The sequence below is a fragment of the Providencia rettgeri genome, assembly GCF_013702265.1.
In the GTDB taxonomy this organism is placed as follows: Bacteria; Pseudomonadota; Gammaproteobacteria; order Enterobacterales; family Enterobacteriaceae; genus Providencia; species Providencia zhijiangensis.
The window spans coordinates 3863849-3888015 of sequence record NZ_CP059348.1 but is presented as its reverse complement, the minus strand read 5'-3'; the positions used below and the strand labels follow the sequence as shown (position 1 = coordinate 3888015).

At 44.1% G+C, this 24167-nt stretch carries 39 protein-coding genes and 4 tRNA genes; 39 read left to right on the top strand and 4 right to left on the bottom strand.

The window, feature by feature from the left end; all coding sequences use genetic code 11:
- Nucleotides 1–32 precede the first annotated feature (32 nt).
- Together murB and birA are read left to right on the top strand one after the other, a co-directional pair.
- Nucleotides 33–1067, top strand: coding sequence for a UDP-N-acetylmuramate dehydrogenase (gene murB / locus H0913_RS17990; protein ID WP_154638316.1), 1035 nt, complete (start codon nucleotides 33–35; stop codon nucleotides 1065–1067).
- On the top strand, nucleotides 1064–2041 hold the full coding sequence (gene birA, locus H0913_RS17985) for a bifunctional biotin--[acetyl-CoA-carboxylase] ligase/biotin operon repressor BirA (protein ID WP_181477706.1): 978 nt from the start codon (nucleotides 1064–1066) through the stop codon (nucleotides 2039–2041). The genes murB and birA overlap by 4 nt, the downstream gene beginning before the upstream one ends.
- Before the next feature lie 32 nt (nucleotides 2042–2073).
- Here the strand turns inward: birA and coaA are convergent, their stop codons facing one another.
- Nucleotides 2074–3024: a type I pantothenate kinase gene (gene coaA / locus H0913_RS17980; protein WP_154602943.1), complete on the bottom strand. Its 951-nt coding sequence runs from the start codon at nucleotides 3022–3024 to the stop codon at nucleotides 2074–2076.
- A 427-nt stretch (nucleotides 3025–3451) separates the two neighbouring features.
- On the opposite strand from coaA, the gene H0913_RS17975 reads away from it, so the two are divergent.
- The 37 genes from H0913_RS17975 to H0913_RS17795 all read left to right on the top strand — a co-directional run bounded on the left by H0913_RS17975 (nucleotide 3452) and on the right by H0913_RS17795 (nucleotide 20925).
- A tRNA-Thr gene (locus H0913_RS17975) sits at nucleotides 3452–3527 on the top strand.
- Between the two features lie 15 nt (nucleotides 3528–3542).
- A tRNA-Tyr gene (locus tag H0913_RS17970) sits at nucleotides 3543–3627 on the top strand.
- 71 nt (nucleotides 3628–3698) lie between these two features.
- A tRNA-Gly gene (locus H0913_RS17965) sits at nucleotides 3699–3773 on the top strand.
- Between the two features lie 6 nt (nucleotides 3774–3779).
- Nucleotides 3780–3855, top strand: a tRNA-Thr gene (locus tag H0913_RS17960).
- Nucleotides 3856–3978: 123 nt separating this feature from the next.
- Nucleotides 3979–5163, top strand: coding sequence for an elongation factor Tu (gene tuf / locus H0913_RS17955; RefSeq protein WP_096759607.1), 1185 nt, complete (start codon nucleotides 3979–3981; stop codon nucleotides 5161–5163).
- A gap of 176 nt (nucleotides 5164–5339) precedes the next feature.
- On the top strand, nucleotides 5340–5540 hold the full coding sequence (gene bfd / locus H0913_RS17950; RefSeq protein ID WP_036955919.1) for a bacterioferritin-associated ferredoxin: 201 nt from the start codon (nucleotides 5340–5342) through the stop codon (nucleotides 5538–5540).
- Between the two features lie 121 nt (nucleotides 5541–5661).
- Nucleotides 5662–6135, top strand: coding sequence for a bacterioferritin (gene bfr, locus H0913_RS17945; RefSeq protein ID WP_036955915.1), 474 nt, complete (start codon nucleotides 5662–5664; stop codon nucleotides 6133–6135).
- A 322-nt stretch (nucleotides 6136–6457) separates the two neighbouring features.
- Nucleotides 6458–6769, top strand: a complete 312-nt coding sequence (rpsJ, locus tag H0913_RS17940; protein ID WP_001181005.1) for a 30S ribosomal protein S10 — start codon at nucleotides 6458–6460, stop codon at nucleotides 6767–6769.
- 32 nt (nucleotides 6770–6801) lie between these two features.
- Nucleotides 6802–7431 carry a 50S ribosomal protein L3 gene (gene rplC, locus H0913_RS17935; RefSeq protein WP_036955911.1) on the top strand — a complete coding sequence of 210 codons (630 nt, stop codon included), beginning with the start codon at nucleotides 6802–6804 and terminating at the stop codon, nucleotides 7429–7431.
- Nucleotides 7432–7447: 16 nt separating this feature from the next.
- Entirely contained in the window at nucleotides 7448–8053 is a 606-nt protein-coding gene (gene rplD, locus H0913_RS17930; protein ID WP_036955909.1) for a 50S ribosomal protein L4, read from the top strand.
- A complete protein-coding gene (gene rplW, locus H0913_RS17925; protein ID WP_006657015.1) occupies nucleotides 8050–8352 on the top strand; it encodes a 50S ribosomal protein L23 in 303 nt (100 codons plus the stop codon). The genes rplD and rplW overlap by 4 nt, the downstream gene beginning before the upstream one ends.
- A 19-nt stretch (nucleotides 8353–8371) precedes the next feature.
- Entirely contained in the window at nucleotides 8372–9196 is an 825-nt protein-coding gene (rplB, locus tag H0913_RS17920; protein ID WP_006657016.1) for a 50S ribosomal protein L2, read from the top strand.
- 14 nt (nucleotides 9197–9210) lie between these two features.
- Nucleotides 9211–9489, top strand: a complete 279-nt coding sequence (rpsS, locus tag H0913_RS17915) for a 30S ribosomal protein S19 (protein ID WP_004265426.1) — start codon at nucleotides 9211–9213, stop codon at nucleotides 9487–9489.
- Between the two features lie 15 nt (nucleotides 9490–9504).
- Complete coding sequence (rplV, locus tag H0913_RS17910) at nucleotides 9505–9837, top strand: 50S ribosomal protein L22 (RefSeq protein WP_004265430.1); 333 nt, start codon at nucleotides 9505–9507, stop codon at nucleotides 9835–9837.
- A gap of 17 nt (nucleotides 9838–9854) precedes the next feature.
- On the top strand, nucleotides 9855–10556 hold the full coding sequence (rpsC, locus tag H0913_RS17905) for a 30S ribosomal protein S3 (protein WP_004907131.1): 702 nt from the start codon (nucleotides 9855–9857) through the stop codon (nucleotides 10554–10556).
- Nucleotides 10557–10567: 11 nt separating this feature from the next.
- Entirely contained in the window at nucleotides 10568–10978 is a 411-nt protein-coding gene (rplP, locus tag H0913_RS17900) for a 50S ribosomal protein L16 (protein WP_004926449.1), read from the top strand.
- Nucleotides 10978–11169 (top strand): 50S ribosomal protein L29, encoded by a 192-nt coding sequence (gene rpmC, locus H0913_RS17895; RefSeq protein WP_006657017.1) that lies wholly within the window; start codon nucleotides 10978–10980, stop codon nucleotides 11167–11169. The genes rplP and rpmC overlap by 1 nt, the downstream gene beginning before the upstream one ends.
- Nucleotides 11169–11423 (top strand): 30S ribosomal protein S17, encoded by a 255-nt coding sequence (gene rpsQ, locus H0913_RS17890; protein ID WP_006657018.1) that lies wholly within the window; start codon nucleotides 11169–11171, stop codon nucleotides 11421–11423. The genes rpmC and rpsQ overlap by 1 nt, the downstream gene beginning before the upstream one ends.
- 176 nt (nucleotides 11424–11599) lie before the next feature.
- A complete protein-coding gene (gene rplN / locus H0913_RS17885) occupies nucleotides 11600–11971 on the top strand; it encodes a 50S ribosomal protein L14 (RefSeq protein WP_004265449.1) in 372 nt (123 codons plus the stop codon).
- A gap of 10 nt (nucleotides 11972–11981) precedes the next feature.
- The gene (rplX, locus tag H0913_RS17880; protein ID WP_004265452.1) at nucleotides 11982–12296 is read left to right on the top strand and encodes a 50S ribosomal protein L24; all 315 of its coding nucleotides are present in this window, start codon (nucleotides 11982–11984) and stop codon (nucleotides 12294–12296) included.
- Between the two features lie 15 nt (nucleotides 12297–12311).
- A complete protein-coding gene (rplE, locus tag H0913_RS17875; RefSeq protein ID WP_006657019.1) occupies nucleotides 12312–12851 on the top strand; it encodes a 50S ribosomal protein L5 in 540 nt (179 codons plus the stop codon).
- Nucleotides 12852–12863: 12 nt separating this feature from the next.
- A complete protein-coding gene (rpsN, locus tag H0913_RS17870; protein WP_004265458.1) occupies nucleotides 12864–13169 on the top strand; it encodes a 30S ribosomal protein S14 in 306 nt (101 codons plus the stop codon).
- 34 nt (nucleotides 13170–13203) lie between these two features.
- Entirely contained in the window at nucleotides 13204–13596 is a 393-nt protein-coding gene (gene rpsH / locus H0913_RS17865) for a 30S ribosomal protein S8 (RefSeq protein WP_004907134.1), read from the top strand.
- A 14-nt stretch (nucleotides 13597–13610) separates the two neighbouring features.
- Nucleotides 13611–14144 carry a 50S ribosomal protein L6 gene (gene rplF, locus H0913_RS17860; RefSeq protein WP_006657020.1) on the top strand — a complete coding sequence of 178 codons (534 nt, stop codon included), beginning with the start codon at nucleotides 13611–13613 and terminating at the stop codon, nucleotides 14142–14144.
- 9 nt (nucleotides 14145–14153) lie between these two features.
- A complete protein-coding gene (gene rplR / locus H0913_RS17855) occupies nucleotides 14154–14507 on the top strand; it encodes a 50S ribosomal protein L18 (protein WP_006816326.1) in 354 nt (117 codons plus the stop codon).
- 14 nt (nucleotides 14508–14521) lie between these two features.
- On the top strand, nucleotides 14522–15022 hold the full coding sequence (gene rpsE / locus H0913_RS17850) for a 30S ribosomal protein S5 (protein ID WP_006657022.1): 501 nt from the start codon (nucleotides 14522–14524) through the stop codon (nucleotides 15020–15022).
- Nucleotides 15023–15028: 6 nt separating this feature from the next.
- A complete protein-coding gene (gene rpmD, locus H0913_RS17845; protein ID WP_006657023.1) occupies nucleotides 15029–15208 on the top strand; it encodes a 50S ribosomal protein L30 in 180 nt (59 codons plus the stop codon).
- 3 nt (nucleotides 15209–15211) lie between these two features.
- Complete coding sequence (rplO, locus tag H0913_RS17840; RefSeq protein WP_006657024.1) at nucleotides 15212–15646, top strand: 50S ribosomal protein L15; 435 nt, start codon at nucleotides 15212–15214, stop codon at nucleotides 15644–15646.
- Nucleotides 15647–15653: 7 nt separating this feature from the next.
- Nucleotides 15654–16979 (top strand): preprotein translocase subunit SecY, encoded by a 1326-nt coding sequence (secY, locus tag H0913_RS17835; RefSeq protein WP_006657025.1) that lies wholly within the window; start codon nucleotides 15654–15656, stop codon nucleotides 16977–16979.
- Between the two features lie 45 nt (nucleotides 16980–17024).
- Nucleotides 17025–17141 (top strand): 50S ribosomal protein L36, encoded by a 117-nt coding sequence (rpmJ, locus tag H0913_RS17830; RefSeq protein WP_004265484.1) that lies wholly within the window; start codon nucleotides 17025–17027, stop codon nucleotides 17139–17141.
- 145 nt (nucleotides 17142–17286) lie between these two features.
- On the top strand, nucleotides 17287–17643 hold the full coding sequence (gene rpsM, locus H0913_RS17825; protein WP_004907144.1) for a 30S ribosomal protein S13: 357 nt from the start codon (nucleotides 17287–17289) through the stop codon (nucleotides 17641–17643).
- A 16-nt stretch (nucleotides 17644–17659) separates the two neighbouring features.
- A complete protein-coding gene (rpsK, locus tag H0913_RS17820; RefSeq protein ID WP_004388621.1) occupies nucleotides 17660–18049 on the top strand; it encodes a 30S ribosomal protein S11 in 390 nt (129 codons plus the stop codon).
- A gap of 37 nt (nucleotides 18050–18086) precedes the next feature.
- On the top strand, nucleotides 18087–18707 hold the full coding sequence (gene rpsD / locus H0913_RS17815; protein WP_004265487.1) for a 30S ribosomal protein S4: 621 nt from the start codon (nucleotides 18087–18089) through the stop codon (nucleotides 18705–18707).
- A 25-nt stretch (nucleotides 18708–18732) separates the two neighbouring features.
- The gene (locus tag H0913_RS17810) at nucleotides 18733–19722 is read left to right on the top strand and encodes a DNA-directed RNA polymerase subunit alpha (RefSeq protein ID WP_036955903.1); all 990 of its coding nucleotides are present in this window, start codon (nucleotides 18733–18735) and stop codon (nucleotides 19720–19722) included.
- Between the two features lie 37 nt (nucleotides 19723–19759).
- Complete coding sequence (gene rplQ / locus H0913_RS17805) at nucleotides 19760–20146, top strand: 50S ribosomal protein L17 (RefSeq protein ID WP_036955900.1); 387 nt, start codon at nucleotides 19760–19762, stop codon at nucleotides 20144–20146.
- 135 nt (nucleotides 20147–20281) lie between these two features.
- Nucleotides 20282–20698 (top strand): Zn(2+)-responsive transcriptional regulator, encoded by a 417-nt coding sequence (gene zntR / locus H0913_RS17800; protein WP_036955922.1) that lies wholly within the window; start codon nucleotides 20282–20284, stop codon nucleotides 20696–20698.
- A 26-nt stretch (nucleotides 20699–20724) separates the two neighbouring features.
- The gene (locus H0913_RS17795; RefSeq protein WP_154603128.1) at nucleotides 20725–20925 is read left to right on the top strand and encodes an alternative ribosome-rescue factor A; all 201 of its coding nucleotides are present in this window, start codon (nucleotides 20725–20727) and stop codon (nucleotides 20923–20925) included.
- Here the strand turns inward: H0913_RS17795 and mscL are convergent, their stop codons facing one another.
- The 3 genes from mscL to rsmB form a co-directional block, all read right to left on the bottom strand.
- Entirely contained in the window at nucleotides 20926–21339 is a 414-nt protein-coding gene (mscL, locus tag H0913_RS17790) for a large-conductance mechanosensitive channel protein MscL (RefSeq protein ID WP_036955890.1), read from the bottom strand.
- Nucleotides 21340–21454: 115 nt separating this feature from the next.
- A complete protein-coding gene (trkA, locus tag H0913_RS17785) occupies nucleotides 21455–22831 on the bottom strand; it encodes a Trk system potassium transporter TrkA (RefSeq protein WP_036955884.1) in 1377 nt (458 codons plus the stop codon).
- A 33-nt stretch (nucleotides 22832–22864) separates the two neighbouring features.
- Nucleotides 22865–24151 (bottom strand): 16S rRNA (cytosine(967)-C(5))-methyltransferase RsmB, encoded by a 1287-nt coding sequence (gene rsmB / locus H0913_RS17780; RefSeq protein ID WP_181477705.1) that lies wholly within the window; start codon nucleotides 24149–24151, stop codon nucleotides 22865–22867.
- Nucleotides 24152–24167: the final 16 nt, after the last annotated feature.

Below are 24167 nucleotides of genomic sequence, written 5' to 3'. Positions count from 1 at the left end.
ATCTTAGATCATTATTTGAAATGAAGGTAGCAATGAACCTGACCGCCGAACTCAAATCACTTAATAGCTTCGGTATTGATGCCAAAGCCATTAAGGTGAATATTGTACAAAGCGCTGATGCGCTGTACCAACAGTGGACAACAGCAAAAAATGACAATCTTCCAGTACTGCTATTAGGCGGGGGAAGCAATGTGTTATTTACTGAAGACTTTGAAGGTGTGGTCATTGTAAACAGAATTAAAGGTATCGAAATTACTGAATCTGCAGATGCTTGGCATGTACACGCATCTGCGGGGGAAAACTGGCATCAACTACTTGAAACATTGCTTCATAAGGGAATATATGGCGCAGAAAACTTAGCGCTGATCCCTGGATGCGTAGGCTCTGCACCGATACAAAATATTGGCGCTTATGGGTTAGAGCTAAAAGATGTTTGTGAGTATGTGGATATCCTCTGCTTGGATACAGGTAGGATCACTCGTATCCCTGCGGAAGAATGCAATTTTGGCTATCGAGACAGTATCTTTAAACATGAATATCAGAATTCGCATGCGATTATCAGTGTTGGATTGATTTTTGCTAAGGAGTGGTCACCACAGCTAGCGTATGGCGATTTAGCTAAGCTCGATCCTAGCACTGTAACGCCTTCAGATGTGTTTGAGACGGTATGTGAGACTCGCAGAAGCAAATTACCTGATCCCGCTGTAACAGGCAATGCGGGGAGCTTTTTTAAAAATCCTGTCGTCTCTGCTGAACTCGCGGAGACAATCAAAGCTAGTTATCCTAATTGCCCCCAATACGCTCAGGCAGATGGAAGTGTGAAATTAGCGGCAGGTTGGTTGATTGACCAATGCGGCTTAAAAGGCTACGAACTAGGTGGAGCTGCTGTTCATACACAGCAAGCTTTGGTATTGATCAATAAAGAGAATGCGACAGGAAAAGATATTGTGGAGCTAGCTAAGCATGTCAGCCACACAGTTGCACAGCATTTCGATATATTTTTGGAGCCTGAAGTTCGTTTTATAGGACGAAATGGCGAGGTCAATGCGGTGGACTGTATACAATGAAAGAGATGAGCATTCCATTACAGGTTATTGATATTTTAGCGGATGGGCAGATTCATTCAGGGGAACAACTGGGTGAGCACTTAGGAATGACGAGAGCGGCAATTAACAAACATATTAAAACATTGCGCTCATGGGGTCTTGATATTCAAACAGTTACTAGTAAGGGATATCAGCTTCCTTCGCAAATTAACCTATTGAGTAAAGAACGTATTGAGCAATATGTTTCTGATTCTAATGTCATAGTTGAGCCTGTTATTGATTCAACTAACCAATATATGTTGGATCGAATTCCTCACCTGCAGTCTGGGGATACTTGCTTAGCTGAATACCAAAGTGCAGGAAGAGGCCGCCGCGGGCGCCAATGGATTTCACCATTCGGATGTAACCTCTACCTTTCAACATATTGGAAATTAGAACAAGGCCCCGCAGCTGCAATTGGTTTGAGCTTAGTTGTTGGTATCGTAATTGCTGAAACTTTAAATAAATTATGTGGAAACAAAGTCAAGGTTAAATGGCCTAATGACCTCTACATGAATGATAAGAAACTTGCTGGTATTCTGGTTGAACTAACAGGCAAAACTGGTGATGCAGCACATATTATTATTGGTGTTGGTATCAATATTGGTATGAGTAAAAATATCATTCAAAAAGAGGAAACAATTAACCAAGCTTGGTCTGCATTAATTGATGAAATTGAGAATGTCGAGAGAAATGAATTAGCTGGTAATATTATTAATTCATTAAAAGAATCATTACGTATATTTGAAAAACAAGGATTGAAACCATTTTTGTCTCGGTGGTTTGAATTAGATAATTTTTTAGGTCGCAAGGTTAAACTCTTGATTGGTAACGATATTGTTTTTGGTATTGAAAAGGGAATAAATGAGCAGGGCGCTCTGTTATTACAAAAAGAAAATGGAGAAATTATCCCTTATATTGGCGGTGAAATATCATTAAGATCGAATGAAAATTAACTATAGTGGCCGGGTAATACCGGCCTTATCCATTATTTTCTTAAGCGTACATTCCGAATAGAATGATTTTCGCCCTTGGTCATAATTAAACTTGCCCGTTCTTTAGTTGGCAATATATTCTCTTCAAGATTTAAACCATTGATCTCATCCCAAATTGAACTCGCCACATTGATCGCTTCTTCTTCACTGAGCTTAGAATAATTATGGAAATATGAATCAGGATCAGAAAACGCACCTTGTCTAAATTTCAAAAAGCGTCCGATATACCATTGCTTCAGTAAGTGAGGGGCCGCATCAACATAAATGGAAAAATCAACAAAATCAGAAACAAAGACATGGTGAGGATCTTGAGGGTAATCCATGTCACTTTGCAGAACGTTTAAGCCTTCTAATATTAAAATATCAGGTTGGTCGATAATTTGTGTCTGATCAGGAACGATATCGTAGGTTAAATGCGAATAAACAGGTGCTGCAACATTACGCGCTCCAGACTTGATTTGAGAAACAAAGTTAACCAACTTCCGCATATCGTAAGATTGCGGAAAGCCTTTTTTCTTCATTATATCTTTGTCACGTAAGACTTGGTTTGGATATAAGAAGCCATCGGTAGTAATCAAGTCAACTTTGCGATGTTCTGGCCAACGGGTTAGTAGCGCTTGTAGCAAACGTGCTGTAGTGCTTTTTCCTACAGCAACACTGCCTGCGATACCAATGATGTATGGCACTTTTGCACCATTAGTTCCTAAAAATTGCTCTAACACCGCCTGACGACGCAAATTGGAACTTATATAAAAGTTCAGTAGACGAGAGAGAGGAAGATAAATTTCGATGACATCATCCATGGAGAGCTCTTCATTAATACCTTTAAGTTCAAGAAGCTCACTTGATGATAATGTTAGAGGAACAGAATCACGTAAAGTGGCCCAATGCTCTCTATCGAACTCTAAATATGGTGTCGTCATAAAATTTTCTTTTTGTTTCATAAACCAACATCTGCCTATTGTGTGCAGGTTGGACAGGCTGCAAAAGCATCTGTATCCATAAAATTTGGTAGCATCATAGCGAGTGAAAAGAAGTAGGCGTAGGTTTTTTTGTGTTTTATGTGAATTTTTTTTGACGTATGCAAAAAAAAACAGGTTTTTTGCTGAAAAACTAAACGATCAAAACTGGGAAAAAACTGTGATAGTGAATAAAAAAATTATATTTTACGAAACTAAACTCGATAACGGTGCTTTACTCCTCAGATTATAATCGATTATAGTTAATGGCTGTTGTTGATGTTTTAATCTTAAAGTAGATAAAAAATCAACAAAATCGCAAAAAGCGAATAAAATGTGAGCGAATGAACAAAAAATTAAATTTTTTTGTTGCATCCTGCGCTCACTCTTCCTAGAATGCGCAGCACTTGATGCCGGCATAGCTCAGTTGGTAGAGCAACTGACTTGTAATCAGTAGGTCCCGAGTTCGACTCTTGGTGCCGGCACCATTAAAAATTTGGATAGGTGGGATACCCAAGCGGCCAAAGGGAGCAGACTGTAAATCTGCCGTCACAGACTTCGAAGGTTCGAATCCTTCTCCCACCACCATCTCCAATAAGCTTCTATAAGCTTTGCGGAAAACAGTTTAACAGCTGATAACTCAGGTAGCCGAGTTCATTGCGGGCATCGTATAATGGCTATTACCTCAGCCTTCCAAGCTGATGATGCGGGTTCGATTCCCGCTGCCCGCTCCAAGATGTGCTGATATAGCTCAGTTGGTAGAGCACACCCTTGGTAAGGGTGAGGTCGGCAGTTCGAATCTGCCTATCAGCACCACTTCCCCGATGTTCTCAATTATCTCCTGTTTTGTCTCCTGTAAAGAAAGAATACAAGCGAACTTAATCCTTGCTTGGTTGATGTGGTTTAACCACCGATTCCGTGTCTTAGAGGGACAATCTAATGTCTAAAGAAAAATTTGAACGTTCAAAACCGCACGTTAACGTTGGTACAATCGGCCACGTTGACCATGGTAAAACTACCCTGACAGCAGCAATCACTACTGTTCTGGCTAAAACTTACGGCGGTAACGCTCGTGCATTCGACCAAATCGATAACGCACCAGAAGAAAAAGCGCGTGGTATCACCATTTCTACTTCTCACGTAGAATATGACACCCCAACTCGCCACTACGCACACGTAGACTGCCCAGGACACGCCGACTATGTTAAAAACATGATCACTGGTGCTGCGCAGATGGACGGTGCAATTCTGGTTGTTGCTGCGACTGATGGCCCAATGCCACAAACTCGTGAGCACATCCTGTTAGGTCGCCAAGTAGGTGTTCCTTACATCATCGTTTTCCTGAACAAATGTGACATGGTAGACGACGAAGAACTGTTAGAATTAGTTGAAATGGAAGTTCGTGAACTTCTGTCTCAATACGATTTCCCAGGCGATGACACTCCAGTTGTTCGCGGTTCAGCACTGAAAGCGCTGGAAGGCAACCCAGAGTGGGAAGCGAAAATTGTTGAATTAGCAGGCTACCTGGATTCTTACATCCCAGAACCAGAGCGTGCAATTGACAAGCCATTCCTGCTGCCAATCGAAGACGTATTCTCAATCTCTGGTCGTGGTACAGTAGTAACAGGCCGTGTTGAGCGTGGTATCATCAAAGTTGGTGAAGAAGTTGAAATCGTTGGTATTCAAGCAACGGCTAAGACTACTTGTACTGGCGTTGAAATGTTCCGTAAACTGCTGGACGAAGGTCGTGCGGGTGAGAACGTTGGTGTTCTGCTGCGTGGTACTAAGCGTGAAGAAATTCAACGTGGTCAAGTACTGGCTAAACCAGGTTCAATCAAGCCACACACCCAATTCGAATCAGAAGTTTATATTCTGAGCAAAGATGAAGGTGGTCGTCATACTCCATTCTTCAAAGGCTACCGTCCACAGTTCTACTTCCGTACAACTGACGTAACCGGTACTATCGAACTGCCAGAAGGCGTAGAGATGGTAATGCCAGGCGACAACATCAACATGATCGTGACTCTGATTCACCCAATCGCGATGGATGATGGTTTACGTTTCGCAATCCGTGAAGGTGGTCGTACTGTAGGTGCGGGTGTTGTTGCAAGAATCATTGCATAATACCGCTCTTTCTGAATAAGAAAGAACCACAGAAAAGGGACGTCTTAGGACGTCCTTTTTTGTTTTTATATAGCTCATTAATTTATTTTATTTTCAAATATTGCAATTAATGATAATTGAAATGCCAATCATTTTCATTTAAACTTGCTGTATGTAATTTGTGCAGGTAAATGATCATGTATGTATGCCTTTGTGAAGCAATCACTGATAAACAAATCAGGAACGTGGCGCGTAAATATCACGTCACCTCTTTGAAAGGGCTACGTCAGATTTTGCCAGTAGGGCGCGAATGCGGAAAATGTATCCGACAAACGCGCGAGATTTTACAGGAAGAACTTCAGCATCTTGAAGAGCAATGTATTGAACACGTTGCATAACCCTTTCACATACCCCTCTATTGTTTTGTTAAAATTCGCCACGCAGATAACTGTGTAAATATTATTCATATCATCAATTTCAGTACTACACTTATAGGACTGGAAGCGATGGAGGATAAAAATGAAAGGCGATAAAAAAATGATAGCCCACTTAAATAAATTGCTGGGCAATGAACTTGTTGCAATTAATCAATATTTTCTACATGCCCGAATGTTTAAAAATTGGGGACTGACTAAACTCAATGAAATGGAATATCACGAATCGATTGATGAAATGAAACATGCGGATAAGTACATTGAGCGTATTTTATTTCTCGAAGGTATTCCGAATCTACAAGATCTAGGTAAGCTAAACATTGGTGAAGATGTCGAAGAGATGCTTGCTTCAGATTTGAAATTAGAACTTGATGGCGCCAAAAATTTAAAAGAAGCCATTAGTTATGCGGATTCAATTCATGATTATGTTAGTCGAGACTTAATGATAGAGATTCTTGCAGATGAAGAAAATCACATAGATTGGATTGAAACTCAGCTTGAATTGATCAAACGTTTAGGTATTCAAAACTATCTTCAGGCACAAGTTATCGAAGAATAGTTTTGTATGGCTGGCGAAAACGTAATTAGGCCCAGTGATGGGCCTTTTTTATATCTGCTAAATTTGCACATCAGAAAATTCGCACATATTTTCCCCGATTGCTTGCGTTTCGCAATAAATTACGTATAATGCGCGGGCTTACTGATGAGTAAGCCCTAAATTTTAGGACTGAAATCTCAGTATTGAGTCAACGATTTGTTGCTCATTTAGACAATACTCCCGATATGGGGGTTACATCAAGAACGATTACACTCCCCTATCAATCGAAATGGGTGCGAGGAGTAATCATTTACGTTTATAAAATAGTTGGAGCTCTGGTCTCATGCAGAACCAAAGAATCCGTATCCGCCTGAAAGCTTTTGATCATCGTTTAATCGATCAATCAACTGCGGAAATCGTAGAGACTGCTAAGCGCACTGGTGCGCAAGTACGTGGTCCTATCCCGCTGCCGACACGTAAAGAGCGTTTTACCGTTCTGATCTCTCCGCACGTTAACAAAGACGCGCGTGATCAGTACGAAATTCGCACTCACAAACGTCTGGTTGACATCGTTGAGCCAACCGAGAAGACCGTTGATGCTCTGATGCGTCTGGATCTGGCTGCCGGCGTTGACGTGCAGATCAGCCTGGGTTAATCAGGTCGTCGAACGATTGAGAGGTTGAAACAATGATTGGTTTAGTCGGTAAGAAAGTGGGTATGACTCGTATCTTCACTGAAGATGGCGTTTCCATCCCTGTAACTGTTATCGAAATTGAAAATAACCGCGTTACTCAGGTTAAAACTGCAGAAACTGACGGTTACAATGCAATTCAGGTTACTACTGGTAGCAAAAAAGCTAACCGTGTAACTAAGCCTGAAGCAGGTCATTTCGCTAAAGCTGGCGTTGAAGCTGGCCGCATTCTGCGTGAATTCCGTACTGAAGAAGGTACTGAGTTTAACGTAGGTCAAAGCATTAGCGTTGAAATTTTCGCTGACGTTAAAAAAGTCGACGTTACTGGTACATCTAAAGGTAAAGGTTTTGCCGGCACAGTTAAGCGCTGGAATTTCCGTACTCAAGATGCTACTCACGGTAACTCCTTGTCTCACCGTGTTCCGGGTTCTATCGGTCAGAACCAGACTCCGGGCAAAGTGTTCAAAGGCAAGAAAATGGCAGGCCAACTGGGTAATGAACGTGTAACTGTTCAAAGCTTAGATGTAGTACGTGTTGACGCTGAGCGCAACCTGCTGCTGGTCAAAGGTGCTGTTCCAGGAGCAACTGGTAGCAACCTGATCGTAAAACCGGCTGTCAAGGCTTAACGTCGAGGAGATAGGAATGGAATTGGTAATGAAAGACGCGCAAAGCGCGCTGACTGTTTCCGAAACTACCTTCGGGCGTGATTTCAATGAAGCGCTTGTTCACCAAGTAGTTGTTGCGTATGCAGCTGGTGCTCGTCAAGGTACTCGTGCTCAGAAAACTCGTGCTGAAGTTTCTGGTTCTGGTAAAAAACCATGGCGTCAAAAAGGCACAGGCCGTGCACGTTCTGGTTCAATCAAGAGCCCAATCTGGCGCTCTGGTGGTGTTAGCTTCGCAGCTAAACCACAGGACCACAGTCAAAAAGTTAATAAGAAGATGTACCGTGGTGCTCTGAAAAGCATCCTGTCTGAATTGGTACGTCAAGATCGTCTGATCGTTGTCGAACAGTTCTCTGTAGAAGCACCTAAAACTAAGCTGCTGGCACAGAAACTGAAAGATATGGCTCTGCAAGATGTTCTGATCATCACTGCTGAATTAGATGAAAATCTGTTCTTAGCAGCACGTAACCTGTACAAGGTTGACGTTCGTGATGCAGCAGGTATCGACCCAGTTAGCCTGATTGCTTTCGACAAAGTGGTTATGACTGCTGATGCTGTGAAGCAAGTTGAGGAGATGCTGGCATGATCCGTGAAGAACGTCTGCTACAAGTACTGCGCGCGCCGCACGTATCTGAAAAAGCTTCTACAGCGATGGAAAAAAGCAACACCATCGTTCTCAAAGTTGCAAAAGACGCAACTAAAGCAGAAATCAAAGCTGCTGTACAGAAACTGTTTGAAGTTGAAGTTGAAGGTGTTAACACTTTGCTGGTAAAAGGCAAAACTAAACGCCACGGTCAGCGTTCTGGTCGTCGTAGTGACTGGAAAAAAGCTTACGTTACGCTGAAAGAAGGCCAGAATCTGGACTTCGTTAGCGGCGCAGAGTAAGTCGGAGGAGTAAAGAACAATGGCAGTTGTTAAATGTAAACCTACGTCTCCGGGCCGTCGCCACGTTGTTAAAGTGGTTAACCCTGAGCTGCATAAGGGTAAGCCTTATGCTCCGCTGTTAGAAAAAAACAGCAAATCCGGTGGTCGTAACAACAATGGCCGTATCACTACCCGTCATATCGGTGGTGGCCATAAGCAGCATTATCGTTTAGTTGACTTCAAACGCAACAAAGACGGTATCCCTGCAGTTGTTGAACGTTTGGAATATGATCCAAACCGTTCTGCGAACATTGCACTGGTACTATATAAAGACGGTGAACGTCGTTATATTCTTGCACCAAAAGGCCTGAAAGCTGGTGACCAGATTCAATCTGGCGTTGATTCAGCTATCAAAGCTGGTAACGCACTGCCAATGCGCAACATCCCTGTTGGTTCTACAGTTCATAACATCGAGCTGAAACCAGGTAAAGGTGGTCAGTTAGCGCGTTCAGCAGGTACTTACGCTCAAATCGTTGCTCGTGATGGTGCTTATGTCACCCTGCGTCTGCGTTCTGGTGAAATGCGTAAAGTTTTAGCTGATTGCCGTGCAACCTTAGGTGAAGTTGGTAACGCTGAACACATGTTACGAGTTCTTGGTAAAGCTGGTGCTAGCCGCTGGCGTGGTATTCGTCCTACCGTTCGCGGTACTGCGATGAACCCAGTTGACCATCCACATGGTGGTGGTGAAGGCCGTAACTTTGGTAAACACCCAGTAACACCATGGGGCGTTCAGACCAAAGGTAAGAAAACTCGTAGTAACAAGCGTACTGATCAATTCATCGTACGTCATCGTTCTAAAAAATAATTAGAGGATAAGCCATGCCACGTTCTCTCAAGAAAGGTCCTTTTATTGACCTGCACTTGCTGAAGAAGGTAGAGAAAGCGGTGGAAAGCGGAGACAAGAAGCCTCTCAAGACTTGGTCCCGTCGTTCAACGATCTTTCCTAATATGATCGGATTGACCATCGCTGTCCATAATGGTCGTCAGCATGTTCCAGTATTCGTAACCGACGAAATGGTTGGTCACAAACTGGGTGAATTCGCACCGACTCGCACTTATCGCGGCCACGCGGCAGATAAGAAAGCTAAGAAACGTTAAGGATAGGAGGAAGAGATGGAAACTTTAGCTATGCATCGCCACGCTCGTTCTTCTGCCCAGAAGGTTCGCTTAGTAGCCGACCTGATTCGCGGTAAGAAAGTGTCGCAAGCTCTGGAAATTCTGACCTACACCAACAAGAAAGCTGCTGGTTTAGTGAAGAAAGTACTGGAATCTGCTATTGCTAACGCAGAGCAAAACGATGGCGCTGACATTGATGACCTGAAAGTTGCGAAAATTTTCGTAGACGAAGGTCCAACTATGAAACGCATCATGCCGCGTGCGAAAGGCCGTGCAGATCGTATTCTTAAGCGCACCAGCCACATTACTGTGGTTGTGTCCGATCGCTGAGACTCTGGAGACTAGCAATGGGTCAGAAAGTACATCCTAATGGTATTCGCCTGGGTATTGTCAAACCTTGGAACTCTACTTGGTATGCGAATACTAATGAATTCGCTGACAACCTAGACAGCGACTTTAAAGTACGCCAGTACTTGAATAAAGAATTGGCAAAAGCGTCAATTTCACGCATCGTAATCGAGCGTCCTGCTAAAAGCATCCGTGTGACTATTCACACTGCTCGCCCAGGTATCGTTATCGGTAAGAAAGGTGAAGACGTTGAAAAACTGCGTAAAACAGTAGCGGATATCGCTGGTGTTCCTGCGCAAATCAATATCGCCGAAGTTCGTAAACCAGAACTGGACGCTAAATTAGTTGCTGACAGCATCTCTTCACAGCTGGAACGTCGTGTTATGTTCCGTCGTGCTATGAAGCGTGCAGTACAGAACGCAATGCGTCTGGGCGCTAAAGGTATCAAAGTTGAAGTCAGTGGCCGTTTAGGCGGTGCTGAAATCGCTCGTACCGAGTGGTATCGTGAAGGCCGTGTGCCACTGCACACATTACGTGCTGACATCGATTACAACACTTCAGAAGCGCACACCACTTATGGTGTTCTCGGCGTTAAGGTATGGATCTTCAAAGGTGAGATTCTGGGTGGTATGGCTGCAGTTGAACAAGCTGAGAAACCAGCTGCTCAACCTAAAAAGCAGCAGCGTAAAGGCCGCAAGTAAGGAGCGTCGCTATGTTACAACCAAAGCGTACAAAATTCCGTAAGGTGCACAAAGGCCGCAACCGTGGTCTGGCGCAAGGTACGGATGTTAGCTTCGGCACTTTCGGTCTTAAAGCTGTTGGCCGTGGTCGTCTGACTGCACGTCAGATCGAAGCGGCACGTCGTGCTATGACCCGTGCTGTTAAGCGTCAAGGTAAAATCTGGATTCGTGTATTCCCAGACAAGCCAATCACTGAAAAGCCACTCGAAGTTCGTATGGGTAAAGGTAAAGGTAACGTAGAATATTGGGTTGCCTTAATTCAGCCTGGTAAAGTCCTGTATGAAATGGACGGTGTGCCTGAAGAGCTGGCTCGTGAAGCATTCTCTCTGGCAGCAGCGAAACTGCCTATCAAAACCACCTTTGTAACTAAGACGGTGATGTAATGAAAGCACAAGAGCTGCGCGAAAAAAGCGTAGAAGAGCTGAACGCTGAACTTTTAAACCTGTTACGTGAGCAATTTAACTTACGTATGCAGGCTGCGAGTGGTCAGCTGCAACAGTCTCATCTAATGAAACAAGTGCGTCGTGATATCGCACGCGTGAAGACTTTACTGACTGAGAAGGCAGGTGCGTAATGAACGATAAAATCCGTACTCTGCAAGGTCGTGTAGTTAGTGACAAAATGGAGAAATCTATTGTTGTTGCTATCGAGCGTATGGTGAAACACCCTCTGTATGGTAAATTCATCCGTCGTACGACTAAATTGCACGTACATGACGAGAACAATGAATGTGGAATTGGTGACGTGGTAGAAATCCGCGAAACTCGTCCACTGTCTAAGACTAAGTCTTGGGCCTTAGTTCGCGTTGTAGAAAAAGCTGTTCTGTAATAGAATAGATTTTTCGTGATGAATAAACGGCTCTTTTTGATCGAGCCGTTTATTTTTTCCTGTCCAACACGAAGATGTGGTGTTATAATGCCGCGCCCTCGTAGTATGGGTATATTTGAACGGCCTCTTCATAATGAGGTGGCTCAGTAGTAGTTGACATTTAGCGGAGCACTAAAATGATCCAAGAACAGACTATGCTGAACGTGGCCGACAACTCCGGTGCACGTCGCGTAATGTGTATCAAGGTTCTAGGTGGCTCGCACCGTCGCTATGCACATGTAGGCGACATCATTAAAATTACTGTTAAGGAAGCAATTCCACGCGGTAAAGTTAAAAAGGGTGATGTCCTGAAAGCGGTAGTGGTGCGCACCAAGAAGGGTGTACGTCGCCCTGACGGTTCTGTCATTCGCTTCGATGGTAATGCTTGTGTGTTATTAAACAATAACAGTGAGCAAGTAATCGGTACGCGTATTTTTGGGCCGGTAACTCGTGAACTTCGTAATGAGAAGTTTATGAAAATTATCTCTCTGGCACCTGAAGTACTCTAAGGAGCGAACTATGGCAGCGAAAATCCGTCGTGATGACGAAGTTATCGTGCTAACTGGGAAAGACAAAGGTAAGCGCGGTAAAGTAAAGCAGGTTATTTCTTCTAGTAAAGTTATCGTTGAAGGTATCAATCTGGTTAAAAAACATCAGAAGCCAGTTCCGGCTCTGAACCAACCAGGTGGCATCGTTGAAAAAGAAGCGGCTATTCAAGTTTCTAACGTTGCAATCTTTAACGCGGCAACTGGCAAGGCTGACCGTGTAGGCTTTAGATTCGAAGACGGCAAAAAAGTCCGTTTCTTCAAATCTAACAGTGAAACTATCAAGTAATTTTTGGAGTATACGATGGCGAAACTGCATGATTACTATAAAGACGAAGTAGTTAATAAACTCATGACTGAGTTTAACTACACTTCTGTCATGCAAGTCCCTCGGGTCGAGAAGATCACCCTGAATATGGGTGTTGGTGAAGCGATCGCTGATAAAAAACTGCTGGATAACGCAGCAGCTGACTTAACAGCAATCTCTGGTCAAAAACCATTGATCACCAAAGCACGCAAATCTGTTGCAGGCTTCAAAATCCGTCAGGGCTATCCAATCGGCTGTAAAGTAACTCTGCGTGGCGAACGCATGTGGGAGTTCCTTGAGCGTCTGATTTCTATTGCTGTACCACGTATTCGTGACTTCCGTGGCTTGTCCGCTAAGTCTTTCGATGGTCGCGGTAACTACAGCATGGGTGTACGTGAACAAATCATCTTCCCTGAAATCGATTACGATAAAGTGGATCGTGTACGTGGTTTAGATATTACTATCACCACTACTGCGAAATCTGATGATGAAGGTCGCGCACTGTTAGCAGCGTTCAACTTCCCGTTCCGCAAGTAAGGCAGGTTACTCATGGCTAAGAAATCTATGAAAGCGCGTGATGTTAAGCGTGCTAAATTAGCTGAGAAATTCTTCGCAAAACGCGTAGAACTGAAAGCTATCATCTCTGATGTTAAAGCATCTGATGAAGATCGCTGGGACGCTGTTCTCAAGCTGCAAACACTGCCACGTGATTCAAGTCCTTCTCGTCAGCGTAACCGCTGCCGTCAAACTGGGCGTCCGCATGGTTTCCTGCGGAAATTTGGTCTGAGCCGTATTAAAGTCCGTGAAGCCGCTATGCGCGGTGAAATCCCGGGCCTTAAAAAGGCTAGTTGGTAATTGTCACCATATTGAATCACGGGAGTAAAGACAGATGAGCATGCAAGATCCCATCGCGGATATGCTGACCCGTATCCGTAACGGTCAGGCCGCGAATAAAGTTGCGGTCACCATGCCTTCCTCCAAGCTGAAAGTGGCGATTGCCAAAGTGCTGAAGGAAGAAGGTTATATTGAAGATTTTAAAATTGAAGGCGACATCAAGCCAGAATTGGAACTGACTTTACGTTATTTCCAAGGTAAGGCTGTCGTAGAAAGCATCCAGCGTGTAAGCCGCCCAAGTCTGCGCATCTATAAGAAAAAAGATGAGCTGCCACAAGTTATGGCTGGCTTAGGTATCGCTGTTGTTTCTACCTCTAAAGGTGTCATGACTGATCGTGCAGCTCGCCAAGCTGGTCTTGGTGGCGAGATTCTCTGCTACGTAGCTTAATTCGGGAGGAAAGAATGTCTCGTGTGGCAAAAGCACCCGTCGTCATTCCTGCCGGCGTAGAGGTAAAACTCAACGGTCAGGTTATTTCGATCAAGGGTAAAAACGGCGAGCTTACTCGTACTATCCATAATGCAGTTGAAGTTAAACATGAAGATGGCCACTTAACTTTCGCTCCGCGCGAAGGTTTTGCTGATGCATGGGCACAAGCGGGTACTTCTCGCTCACTGCTGAATGCAATGGTTATCGGTGTTACCGAAGGCTTCACCAAAAAACTTCAACTGGTCGGTGTTGGTTACCGTGCAGCAATCAAAGGCAATGCAGTAAGCTTGTCTTTAGGTTTCTCGCATCCGGTTGAACACGCACTGCCAGCAGGCATTACTGCTGAATGTCCAACACAAACTGAAATCGTACTGAAAGGTGCGGATAAGCAAGTGATTGGTCAAGTAGCGGCAGAACTGCGTGCTTACCGTCGTCCTGAGCCTTATAAAGGTAAAGGTGTTCGTTACGCCGATGAAATCGTGCGTACTAAAGAGGCTAAGAAGAAGTAAGGTAACACTATGGATAAGAAAGCAGCTCGTATCCGTCGTGCGACCCGCGCACGCCGCAAGATCCAAGAGTTGGGTGCGACTCGCCTGGTGGTACATCGTACTCCACGCCATATTTATGCGCAGGTTATTGCACCTAACGGTTCTGAAACATTGGTTGCCGCTTCTACTACAGAAAAAGCTATCAATGAGCAAGTGAAATTCACTGGAAACAAAGATGCAGCAGCAGCAGTTGGTAAATTAATTGCTGAGCGTGCACTGGAAAAAGGCATCACTGTTGTTGCTTTTGACCGTTCTGGTTTCCAATATCATGGTAGAGTCCAGGCACTGGCAGATGCTGCCCGTGAAGCTGGCCTTCAGTTCTAAGGTAGAGGTGTAAGATGTCTCACATCGAAAAACAAGCTGGCGAACTGCAGGAAAAGCTGATCGCGGTAAACCGCGTAGCTAAAACCGTTAAAGGTGGCCGTATTTTCAGCTTTACCGCACTGACTGTAGTTGGTGATGGTAACGGTCGCGTTGGTTTTGGTTACGGCAAAGCGCGCGAAGTTCCGGCAGCAATCCAGAAAGCGATGGAAAAAGCCCGTCGCAGTATGAAAACCGTTGCTCTAAACAACGGCACATTATTCCACCCAGTGAAAGGTACACACACCGGTTCTCGCGTGTTTATGCAACCTGCTCACGAAGGTACCGGTATTATTGCCGGTGGTGCAATGCGTGCTGTTTTAGAGGTAGCTGGAGTTCGCAACGTACTGGCTAAAACCTATGGTTCCACTAACCCAATCAACGTGGTTCGTGCAACACTGGATGCTTTAGACAGCATGAAGTCTCCAGAAATGGTCGCAGCTAAGCGTGGAAAATCCGTCGAAGAAATTCTGGGGTAATCAGCCATGGCTAAGACTATTAAAATTACACAAGTTCGCAGTTCAATCGGTCGTCTGCCGAAACACAAGGCAACACTGGTCGGTTTAGGTCTGCGTCGCATTGGTCATACAGTAGAGCGCGAGGATACTCCTGCTGTCCGTGGTATGATCAACTTGGTTTCCTACATGGTTAAAGTTGAGGAGTAAGAGATGCGTTTAAATACTCTGTCTCCGGCTGAAGGTGCCAAGCACGCGCCTAAACGCGTAGGTCGTGGTATCGGTTCTGGTCTGGGTAAAACCGGCGGCCGTGGTCACAAAGGTCAGAAGTCTCGTTCTGGCGGTGGCGTACGTCGTGGTTTCGAAGGTGGCCAGATGCCTTTATACCGTCGTTTACCGAAATTCGGTTTCACTTCACGTAAAGCAATGATCACTGCGGAAATCCGTCTGTCTGATTTTGCTTCTGTTGAAGGCGATGTTATTGATCTGAACGCACTGAAAGCCGCGAACGTTATTGACATCCAGATTGAATACGCAAAAGTTATTCTGTCTGGCGAAGTGAATCGTGCAGTTACTGTACGTGGCCTTCGTGTTACTAAAGGTGCTCGCGCTGCAATCGAAGCTGCCGGCGGTAAAATTGAGGAATAAGTGACAGATGGCTAAACAACCAGGATTAGATTTCCAAAGTGCCAAAGGTGGAGCTGGCGAACTAAAACGCAGACTTTTGTTTGTTATTGGGGCGCTAATTGTTTTCCGAATTGGTTCTTTTATTCCAATCCCTGGTATTGATGCCACTGTGCTTGCCAAATTGCTCGAACAGCAACAAGGCACCATCATTGAAATGTTTAACATGTTCTCTGGTGGTGCTCTTAGCCGTGCTTCTATCTTTGCTCTGGGTATCATGCCGTATATTTCAGCATCGATCATTGTCCAGTTATTATCTGTGGTTAACCCACGATTAGCAGAGATCAAGAAGGAAGGAGAAGCAGGTCGTCGGAAGATAAGCCAATATACTCGCTGGGGTACTCTGGTATTAGCAATATTCCAATCTATTGGTATTGCAATGGGTCTACCGAATATGCCAGGGATGCAGGGATTAGTTCTTGATCCAGGCCTCCCATTCTACTTCACGGCAGTTGTTAGCTTAGTCACAGGGACTATGTTCCTTATGTGGTTAGGTGAGCAGATAACTGAAAGAGGTATCGGTAACGGTATTTCAATTATTATCTTCGCTGGTATCGTTGCGGGTCTCCCGCCGGCTATTGGCCATACCATCGAGCAAGCTCGGCAAGGCGATCTGCACTTCCTCCTGTTGCTGTTGGTTGCGGTATTAGTATTCGCGGTAACTTTCTTTGTAGTGTTTATGGAACGTGGTCAACGTCGTATCGTCGTAAACTACGCTAAACGCCAACAAGGACGCCGTGTCTACGCTGCACAAAGTACACATTTACCGTTAAAAGTGAATATGGCGGGTGTAATTCCTGCAATTTTTGCTTCCAGTATCATACTATTCCCGGGTACAATAGCGTCTTGGTTTGGTGATGGAACTGGTTGGGACTGGCTGACTACAGTATCTATGTACTTACAGCCTGGACAACCGTTATATGTGTTGCTTTATGCCTCTGCGATCATCTTCTTCTGTTTCTTCTATACTGCGTTGGTTTTCAACCCAAGAGAAACAGCAGATAACCTGAAGAAGTCCGGTGCATTTGTACCAGGAATTCGTCCGGGAGAGCAAACGGCCAAGTACATCGATAAGGTAATGACACGATTAACATTAGTCGGCGCTCTTTATATTACCTTTATCTGCCTAATCCCGGAGTTCATGCGTGACGCAATGAAAGTACCTTTTTACTTTGGTGGTACTTCCCTCTTAATCGTGGTTGTCGTTATCATGGACTTTATGGCTCAAGTGCAAACTCTGATGATGTCAAGTCAGTATGAGTCTGCATTGAAGAAAGCAAATCTAAAAGGTAAATAATCACGCGAGTGATTATGGTTTGCTTAGAAGTTACGGAGAGTAAAAATGAAAGTTCGTGCTTCCGTCAAGAAATTATGCCGTAACTGCAAAATTATTCGTCGCAATGGTAGCGTTCGTGTGATTTGCAGTGTTGAGCCAAGACATAAACAACGTCAAGGCTAAGAAAAAGCATTTTTTTCTTGCAAAGTTGGGTTGAGCTGGCTAAATTAGCCAGCCAATCTTTTTTATCTAAGATACATTATTGTTTGAGTATCCTGAAAACGGGCTTTTCAGCACAGTAATGTATATTTTAACTTAGGAGTGCATAGTGGCCCGTATAGCAGGCATTAACATTCCTGATCATAAACATACCGTAATCGCTTTAACATCGATTTTCGGCATCGGCAAAACTCGTTCACAGGCTATCTGTGAAGCAACTGGTATTGCTGAAAATGTTAAGATCAGTGAGCTGTCTGAAGAACAAATCGACAAGCTGCGTGACGAAGTTGCTAAATATGTTGTAGAAGGTGACTTACGCCGTGAAATTACCCTGAGCATCAAGCGTCTGATGGACCTTGGATGTTACCGTGGTTTACGTCATCGTCGTGGTCTTCCTGTGCGCGGACAGCGTACTAAGACTAACGCTCGTACCCGTAAGGGTCCGCGTAAGCCGATCAAGAAATAAGTCGGGGTATTGAATAATGGCAAAGGCACCAGTTCGTGCACGTAAGCGTGTAAGAAAACAAGTCTCAGACGGTGTGGCTCATATCCATGCTTCTTTCAACAACACAATCGTTACCATTACTGACCGTCAGGGTAACGCATTAGGTTGGGCAACTGCCGGTGGTTCCGGTTTCCGTGGTTCTCGCAAATCCACTCCGTTCGCAGCACAAGTTGCGGCAGAGCGTTGCGCAGAAGCTGTGAAAGAATACGGAATCAAAAACCTGGAAGTTATGGTTAAGGGACCGGGTCCGGGTCGCGAATCAACAATTCGTGCTCTGAACGCCGCTGGTTTCCGCATCACTAATATTACTGATGTGACTCCTATCCCTCATAACGGTTGTCGCCCACCGAAAAAACGTCGCGTTTAATACGTTTCGTTTTTTTTAGGACTGTTGGAGAAAGAAAATGGCTAGATATTTGGGTCCTAAGCTCAAGCTGAGCCGTCGCGAAGGAACAGACCTCTTCCTGAAGTCTGGTGTTCGCGCGATTGACACCAAGTGTAAATTAGAACAGGCACCTGGCCAGCACGGTGCGCGTAAACCGCGTCTGTCTGACTATGGTGTTCAGTTACGTGAAAAACAAAAAGTTCGTCGTATTTACGGTGTTCTGGAACGTCAATTCCGTAACTATTATAAAGAAGCAACTCGCCTGAAAGGCAACACAGGTGAAAACCTGCTGACCCTGCTGGAAGGTCGTTTAGATAACGTCGTTTACCGTATGGGCTTTGGCGCAACTCGCGCAGAAGCACGTCAAATGGTTAGCCACAAAGCTATCATGGTAAATGGTCGTGTAGTTAATATCGCTTCTTATCAGGTTTCCCCGAATGACGTTATCAGCGTTCGTGAGAAAGCTAAAAAACAGTCTCGTATCAAGGCTGCTTTAGAGCTGGCTGAACAGCGTGAGAAGCCAACTTGGCTGGAAGTTGATGCTGCTAAAATGGAAGGTGTGTTCAAACGTATTCCTGAACGTACTGACTTGTCTGCGGACATTAACGAACACCTGATCGTCGAGCTTTACTCCAAGTAAAGCTTAGCACCAAAGAGAGGACACAATGCAGGGTTCTGTGACAGAGTTTCTAAAACCGCGCCTGGTAGATATCGAGCAAGTGAGTTCGACGCACGCTAAGGTGACCCTTGAGCCTTTAGAGCGCGGCTTTGGCCACACTCTAGGTAACGCACTGCGCCGTATTCTGCTTTCGTCTATGCCGGGTTGTGCGGTGACAGAGGTTGAGATTGATGGTGTACTGCATGAGTACAGCACCAAAGAAGGTGTACAGGAAGATATCCTGGAGATTCTCCTCAACCTGAAAGGGCTGGCGGTAAAAGTTCAGGGGAAAGATGAAGTTATTTTAACCTTGAATAAATCTGGCATTGGCCCTGTGACTGCAGCCGACATCATCCATGATGGTGATGTCGAAATCGTCAAGCCACAGCATGTTATCTGCCACCTCACTGACGAAAGCGCATCTGTAAATATGCGTATTAAAGTTCAGCGTGGTCGTGGTTATGTGCCGGCTTCTGCCCGAGTTCATTCGGAAGAAGATGAGCGCCCAATCGGTCGTCTGTTAGTCGATGCTTGCTATAGCCCTGTAGAGCGTATTGCCTACAATGTTGAAGCAGCTCGTGTTGAGCAGCGTACTGACTTGGATAAGTTAGTAATCGAAATGGAAACTAATGGTACAATCGATCCTGAAGAGGCGATTCGCCGTGCAGCTACCATTCTGGCTGAACAACTTGAAGCTTTTGTTGACCTACGTGATGTACGTCAGCCAGAAGTTAAAGAAGAGAAACCAGAATTCGATCCTATCTTACTGCGCCCAGTTGACGATCTGGAATTGACTGTCCGCTCTGCTAACTGCCTCAAAGCAGAAGCTATCCACTACATCGGTGATCTGGTACAGCGTACAGAAGTTGAGTTGCTTAAAACTCCGAACCTTGGTAAGAAATCTCTTACTGAAATTAAGGACGTCTTGGCATCTCGTGGTCTTTCTCTGGGCATGCGCTTAGAAAATTGGCCACCAGCAAGTATTGCTGATGATTAGGATCACAGGTTAAGGTTTTACTGAGAAGGATAAGGTCATGCGCCATCGTAAGAGTGGTCGTCAATTGAACCGCAACAGCAGCCACCGCCAAGCTATGTTCCGTAACATGGCAGGTTCTTTAGTTCGTCATGAAATCATCAAGACGACTCTGCCTAAAGCGAAAGAACTGCGTCGCGTCGTTGAGCCGCTGATTACTCTTGCCAAGACCGACAGCGTAGCTAATCGTCGTCTGGCATTCGCACGTACTCGTGATAACGAGATCGTTGCAAAACTATTTAATGAACTGGGACCTCGTTTCGCAGCTCGCGCAGGTGGTTACACTCGTATTCTTAAGTGTGGCTTCCGCGCAGGTGACAACGCTCCGATGGCTTACATCGAGCTTGTTGACCGTGCTGTTGAGTCTCAAGAAGCAGCTGCAGAGTAATCTGTAATTGCTTTCAAGAAAACCGGGTGTATTGCCCGGTTTTTTTGTACCTGCTATTCTACCCCTCCAAATTAATTCTTTTCCATCCTTGAATTTTTATTTTCTATCCATACTTATAGGCATAAGAAAATGAGCATGTATAAGATTGGTCAAATAGCTAAATTGGCAGATGTGACACCAGATACAATCCGTTTTTATGAAAAGCAGGGTTTGATGGGGCACAAAACGAGAACGGAAGGTGGCTACCGGTTGTTTACGGAGCAAGATTTACAGCGCCTACGTTTTATTCGTTATGCGAAGCAACTAGGGTTTACGCTTGAAGCGATTACTGAGCTATTATCGATCCGAGTTGATCCCGAACACCATACTTGTCAGGAATCAAAGAATATTGTTGATATTAGGCTGATTGAAGTGGAAAAGAAGATCCAAGAGCTAATCATTATGAGAGATTCACTGAAGACCTTGAGTTCAGCATGTTGTGGTGATGAGCATGCATCGACATATTGTTCTATAATGGAGATCCTAGAAAAAGGCGCATCAAAAATTTATTAATTTAAAACTGATAATGAAGGTAGATTATGAATAAATATCAGCATAAGCGTGGTGAGATTAAAGATAATGCCATTGAGGCACTGTTACATGACCCACTATTTCGCCAGAGAGTTGAGAAGAATAAGAAAGGTAAAGGAAGCTATACAAGAAAAGGAAAAGCAAATAAGGCAGGTAACTGGGAGGCCAGTGGTAATCGGTTAATAAACTTATTACCACTGGCCTTTTAGTTATTTTTTATTCTGTTCTTTCAGTAAGTCACGAATTTCAGATAGTAAAACTTCTTCTGTAGATGGAGCAGCAGGCTCTGCTGGTGCAGCCTCTTCTTTTTCACGACGAACTTTGTTCATTACCTTGATTGCCATAAAAATAGCAAATGCGACAATAACAAAATCAAAAACTGTTTGGATAAACATCCCATAATTCATCACTACGGCAGGTACACTCCCTTCCGCTTCTCGAAGTACAAGGCTGAATTGTTTAAAATCTACGCCACCAATGATTAATCCTAATGGTGGCATGATCACATCGGCAACTAATGAAGAAACAATTTTACCAAATGCAGCACCAATAATAATACCGACAGCCATATCCACAACGTTGCCTTTCATGGCAAATTCGCGGAACTCTTTTAAAAAACTCATGTACGACCCCTTCCCTTTATTTATTAACTAAATGACTAAACGTGTGGAACCACGTATCAAAATTATAGTATCTAGAATTATCAACCTGCAAATTTTTACTATTTATTTTAGATAATTATAAAAAGAACGGACTTGGCTGGAACAGCTTTTCCACATCCGGAACATATTTTTTATCGGTAATAAACATAATGACATGGTCACCTTGCTCGATAATATGGTAATCACTAGCAATAATGACTTCTTCCTCTCTTACGATGGCGCCAATAATTGTACCTGGAGGAAGCTTAATTTCTGATATTTTCTTACCAACCACTTTTGATGTGTTTTCATCACCGTGGGCGATCGCTTCAATAGCCTCTGCAACACCTCGGCGCAATGATGAGACACTGACAATATCCGCCTTTCTGACATGACCAAGTAAAGCTGAAATGGTTGCTTGCTGTGGAGATACGGCAATATCAATAACACCGCCTTGAACTAATTCAACATAGGCAGAGCGTTGAATTAATACCATGGCTTTTTTAGCGCCCATTTTTTTTGCAAGCATAGCGGACATGATATTTGCTTCATCATCATTGGTAAGCGCAATAAACACATCCATTTGTTCAATATGTTCTTCAGTAAGTAATTCTTGATCTGAAGCATCACCATAAAAAACAATCGTATCATGGAGCAATTCAGCTAATTCAGTTGCTCTTTCCTGATTACGTTCAATCAGTTTAACGCTATAGTCTTTTTCCAATCGCTTAGCTAAGCCGGCACCTACGTTGCCACCACCAACAATCATTAAACGCTTGTAGGGTTTTTCTAATCGCTGGAGCTCACTCATTACCGCTCTAATATGTTGAGTGGAGGCAACGAAGAAAACTTCATCGCCCGCTTCAATAATGGTGGAACCTTGAGGGCGAATGGGTCTATCTTGACGGAATATGGCGACAACGCGAGTATCAATGTGTGGCATGTGCTCGCGTAAGCTAGATAATGCATTACCTACCAGAGAACCCCCATAGTAGGCTTTTACAGCCACAATGCTCACTTTACCTTCAGCAAAATTAACGACCTGTAAAGCACCCGGATATTGGATAAGTTTATAGATATATTCAATAACCAGCTGTTCCGGTGATATCAGATAATCAATAGGGATTTGTTCTGCTAAAAAAAGCTTGTCAGCTTCGCGGATATATTCGGTTGCACGAATACGTGCGATTTTATTCGGCGTATTAAATAGGCTATAAGCAATTTGACAAGCAACCATGTTGGTCTCATCTGAGTTAGTTACCGCAACTAACATGTCTGCATCTTCAGCTCCAGCATCTCTAAGAACTCGAGGATGAGAACCATGCCCATTAACTACGCGCAGATCAAACTGATCCTGTAGCTGACGCAAGCGATCGGCATTGGTATCAACAACGGTAATATCGTTATTTTCATCCACTAAGTTTTCAGCGAGTGTCCCACCGACTTGCCCTGCACCTAGAATAATGATCTTCATAGCATCTTCCTATCTCAGAGTCTTTGTTAAATATTACTGTACGTGCTTGAGTAAGCGGGCGTAAAAGAAACCATCACCCCCAGTTGTGCTTGGTAATATTTGTAAGCCTAATTCTGTACCATCATTCATACTTGCATCAGTATGTTTAGAAAGGAAATGCTGAATCTGCTGGCTATTTTCTTCAGGCATGATGGAGCATGTGGCATACACTAATGTGCCGCCAGGTTTTAAGTATGGCCATACAGCCTCTAAGATTTGAGCCTGTAACTGAGATAGCTCTTGAATATCTGAATCGCGTCTTAGCCATTTAATATCAGGGTGGCGCCTAATCACTCCCGTTGCAGAACACGGAGCATCCAGCAAAATACGATCAAATTGTTGATCTTTCGCCCACTCTTCAGGTTTCGTACCATCCCCTTGAATAACAATAGCTTGCTGCTTTAATCTTTGCAGGTTTTCTTTTACTCGTTTGAGTCGTGACTCATCAATGTCTACAGCGAGAACATGGGCCTTAGGGGCTAGTTCTAAAATATGTGTCGTTTTTCCGCCTGGTGCTGCACATAAGTCGAGAATATTTTCGCCATTAGCTGGAGAAAGTAATTCAGCACAGCCTTGCGCAGAAACATCTTGCACTGTTGACCAGCCATCTTCAAAACCGGGTAAACAGGTAACGGGAGCCGCTTCTTCTAAGCGAATTGCACTTGGATGGGATGGGGGCAAGTGTGCTGTAATGTCTGCTTGTTCGAGTAACTCTAAATATTGTGCGGCTGTATGATGTTGGGAGTTAACTCTCAACCACATAGGTGGACGCTGATTATTGGCATCAACAATATTTTCCCAGCTATCAGGGTAGGCGGTTTGAATGCGTTTTAATAACCAACTAGGATGTAAATATTGGCTATTATTATTTGTGTTACGTTCTTCTAATTGAACTTGCTGACGTTGGAAAGAGCGTAGTACCCCATTTATTAGGCCTTTCAACTGTGGGCGCTTTAATGCAACTGCACCATCCACGGTTTCTGCTAAAGCCGCATGTGCAGGGATGCGAGTATAGAGTAATTGATAAAGCCCAACCATGATGAGGTAATGCAAAGTTCTTTGCTTGCCTGTTAGCGGTTTTTCCATTAGCTGACTAATAAACCATTCGAGCTTTGGTAGATAACGTAGAACTCCGAAGCAAATCTCCTGCAGTAGCGCTTTATCTTTATCATTAATATTACGTTGCAGATCAGGTAAAACGGTACTTAATGATTGCCCGTTATCTAATACCTGACTAATGGCGGTCGCTGCGATACTACGCAAATTATATTTGTTTTTCATAATTGAAAGAGAGTCT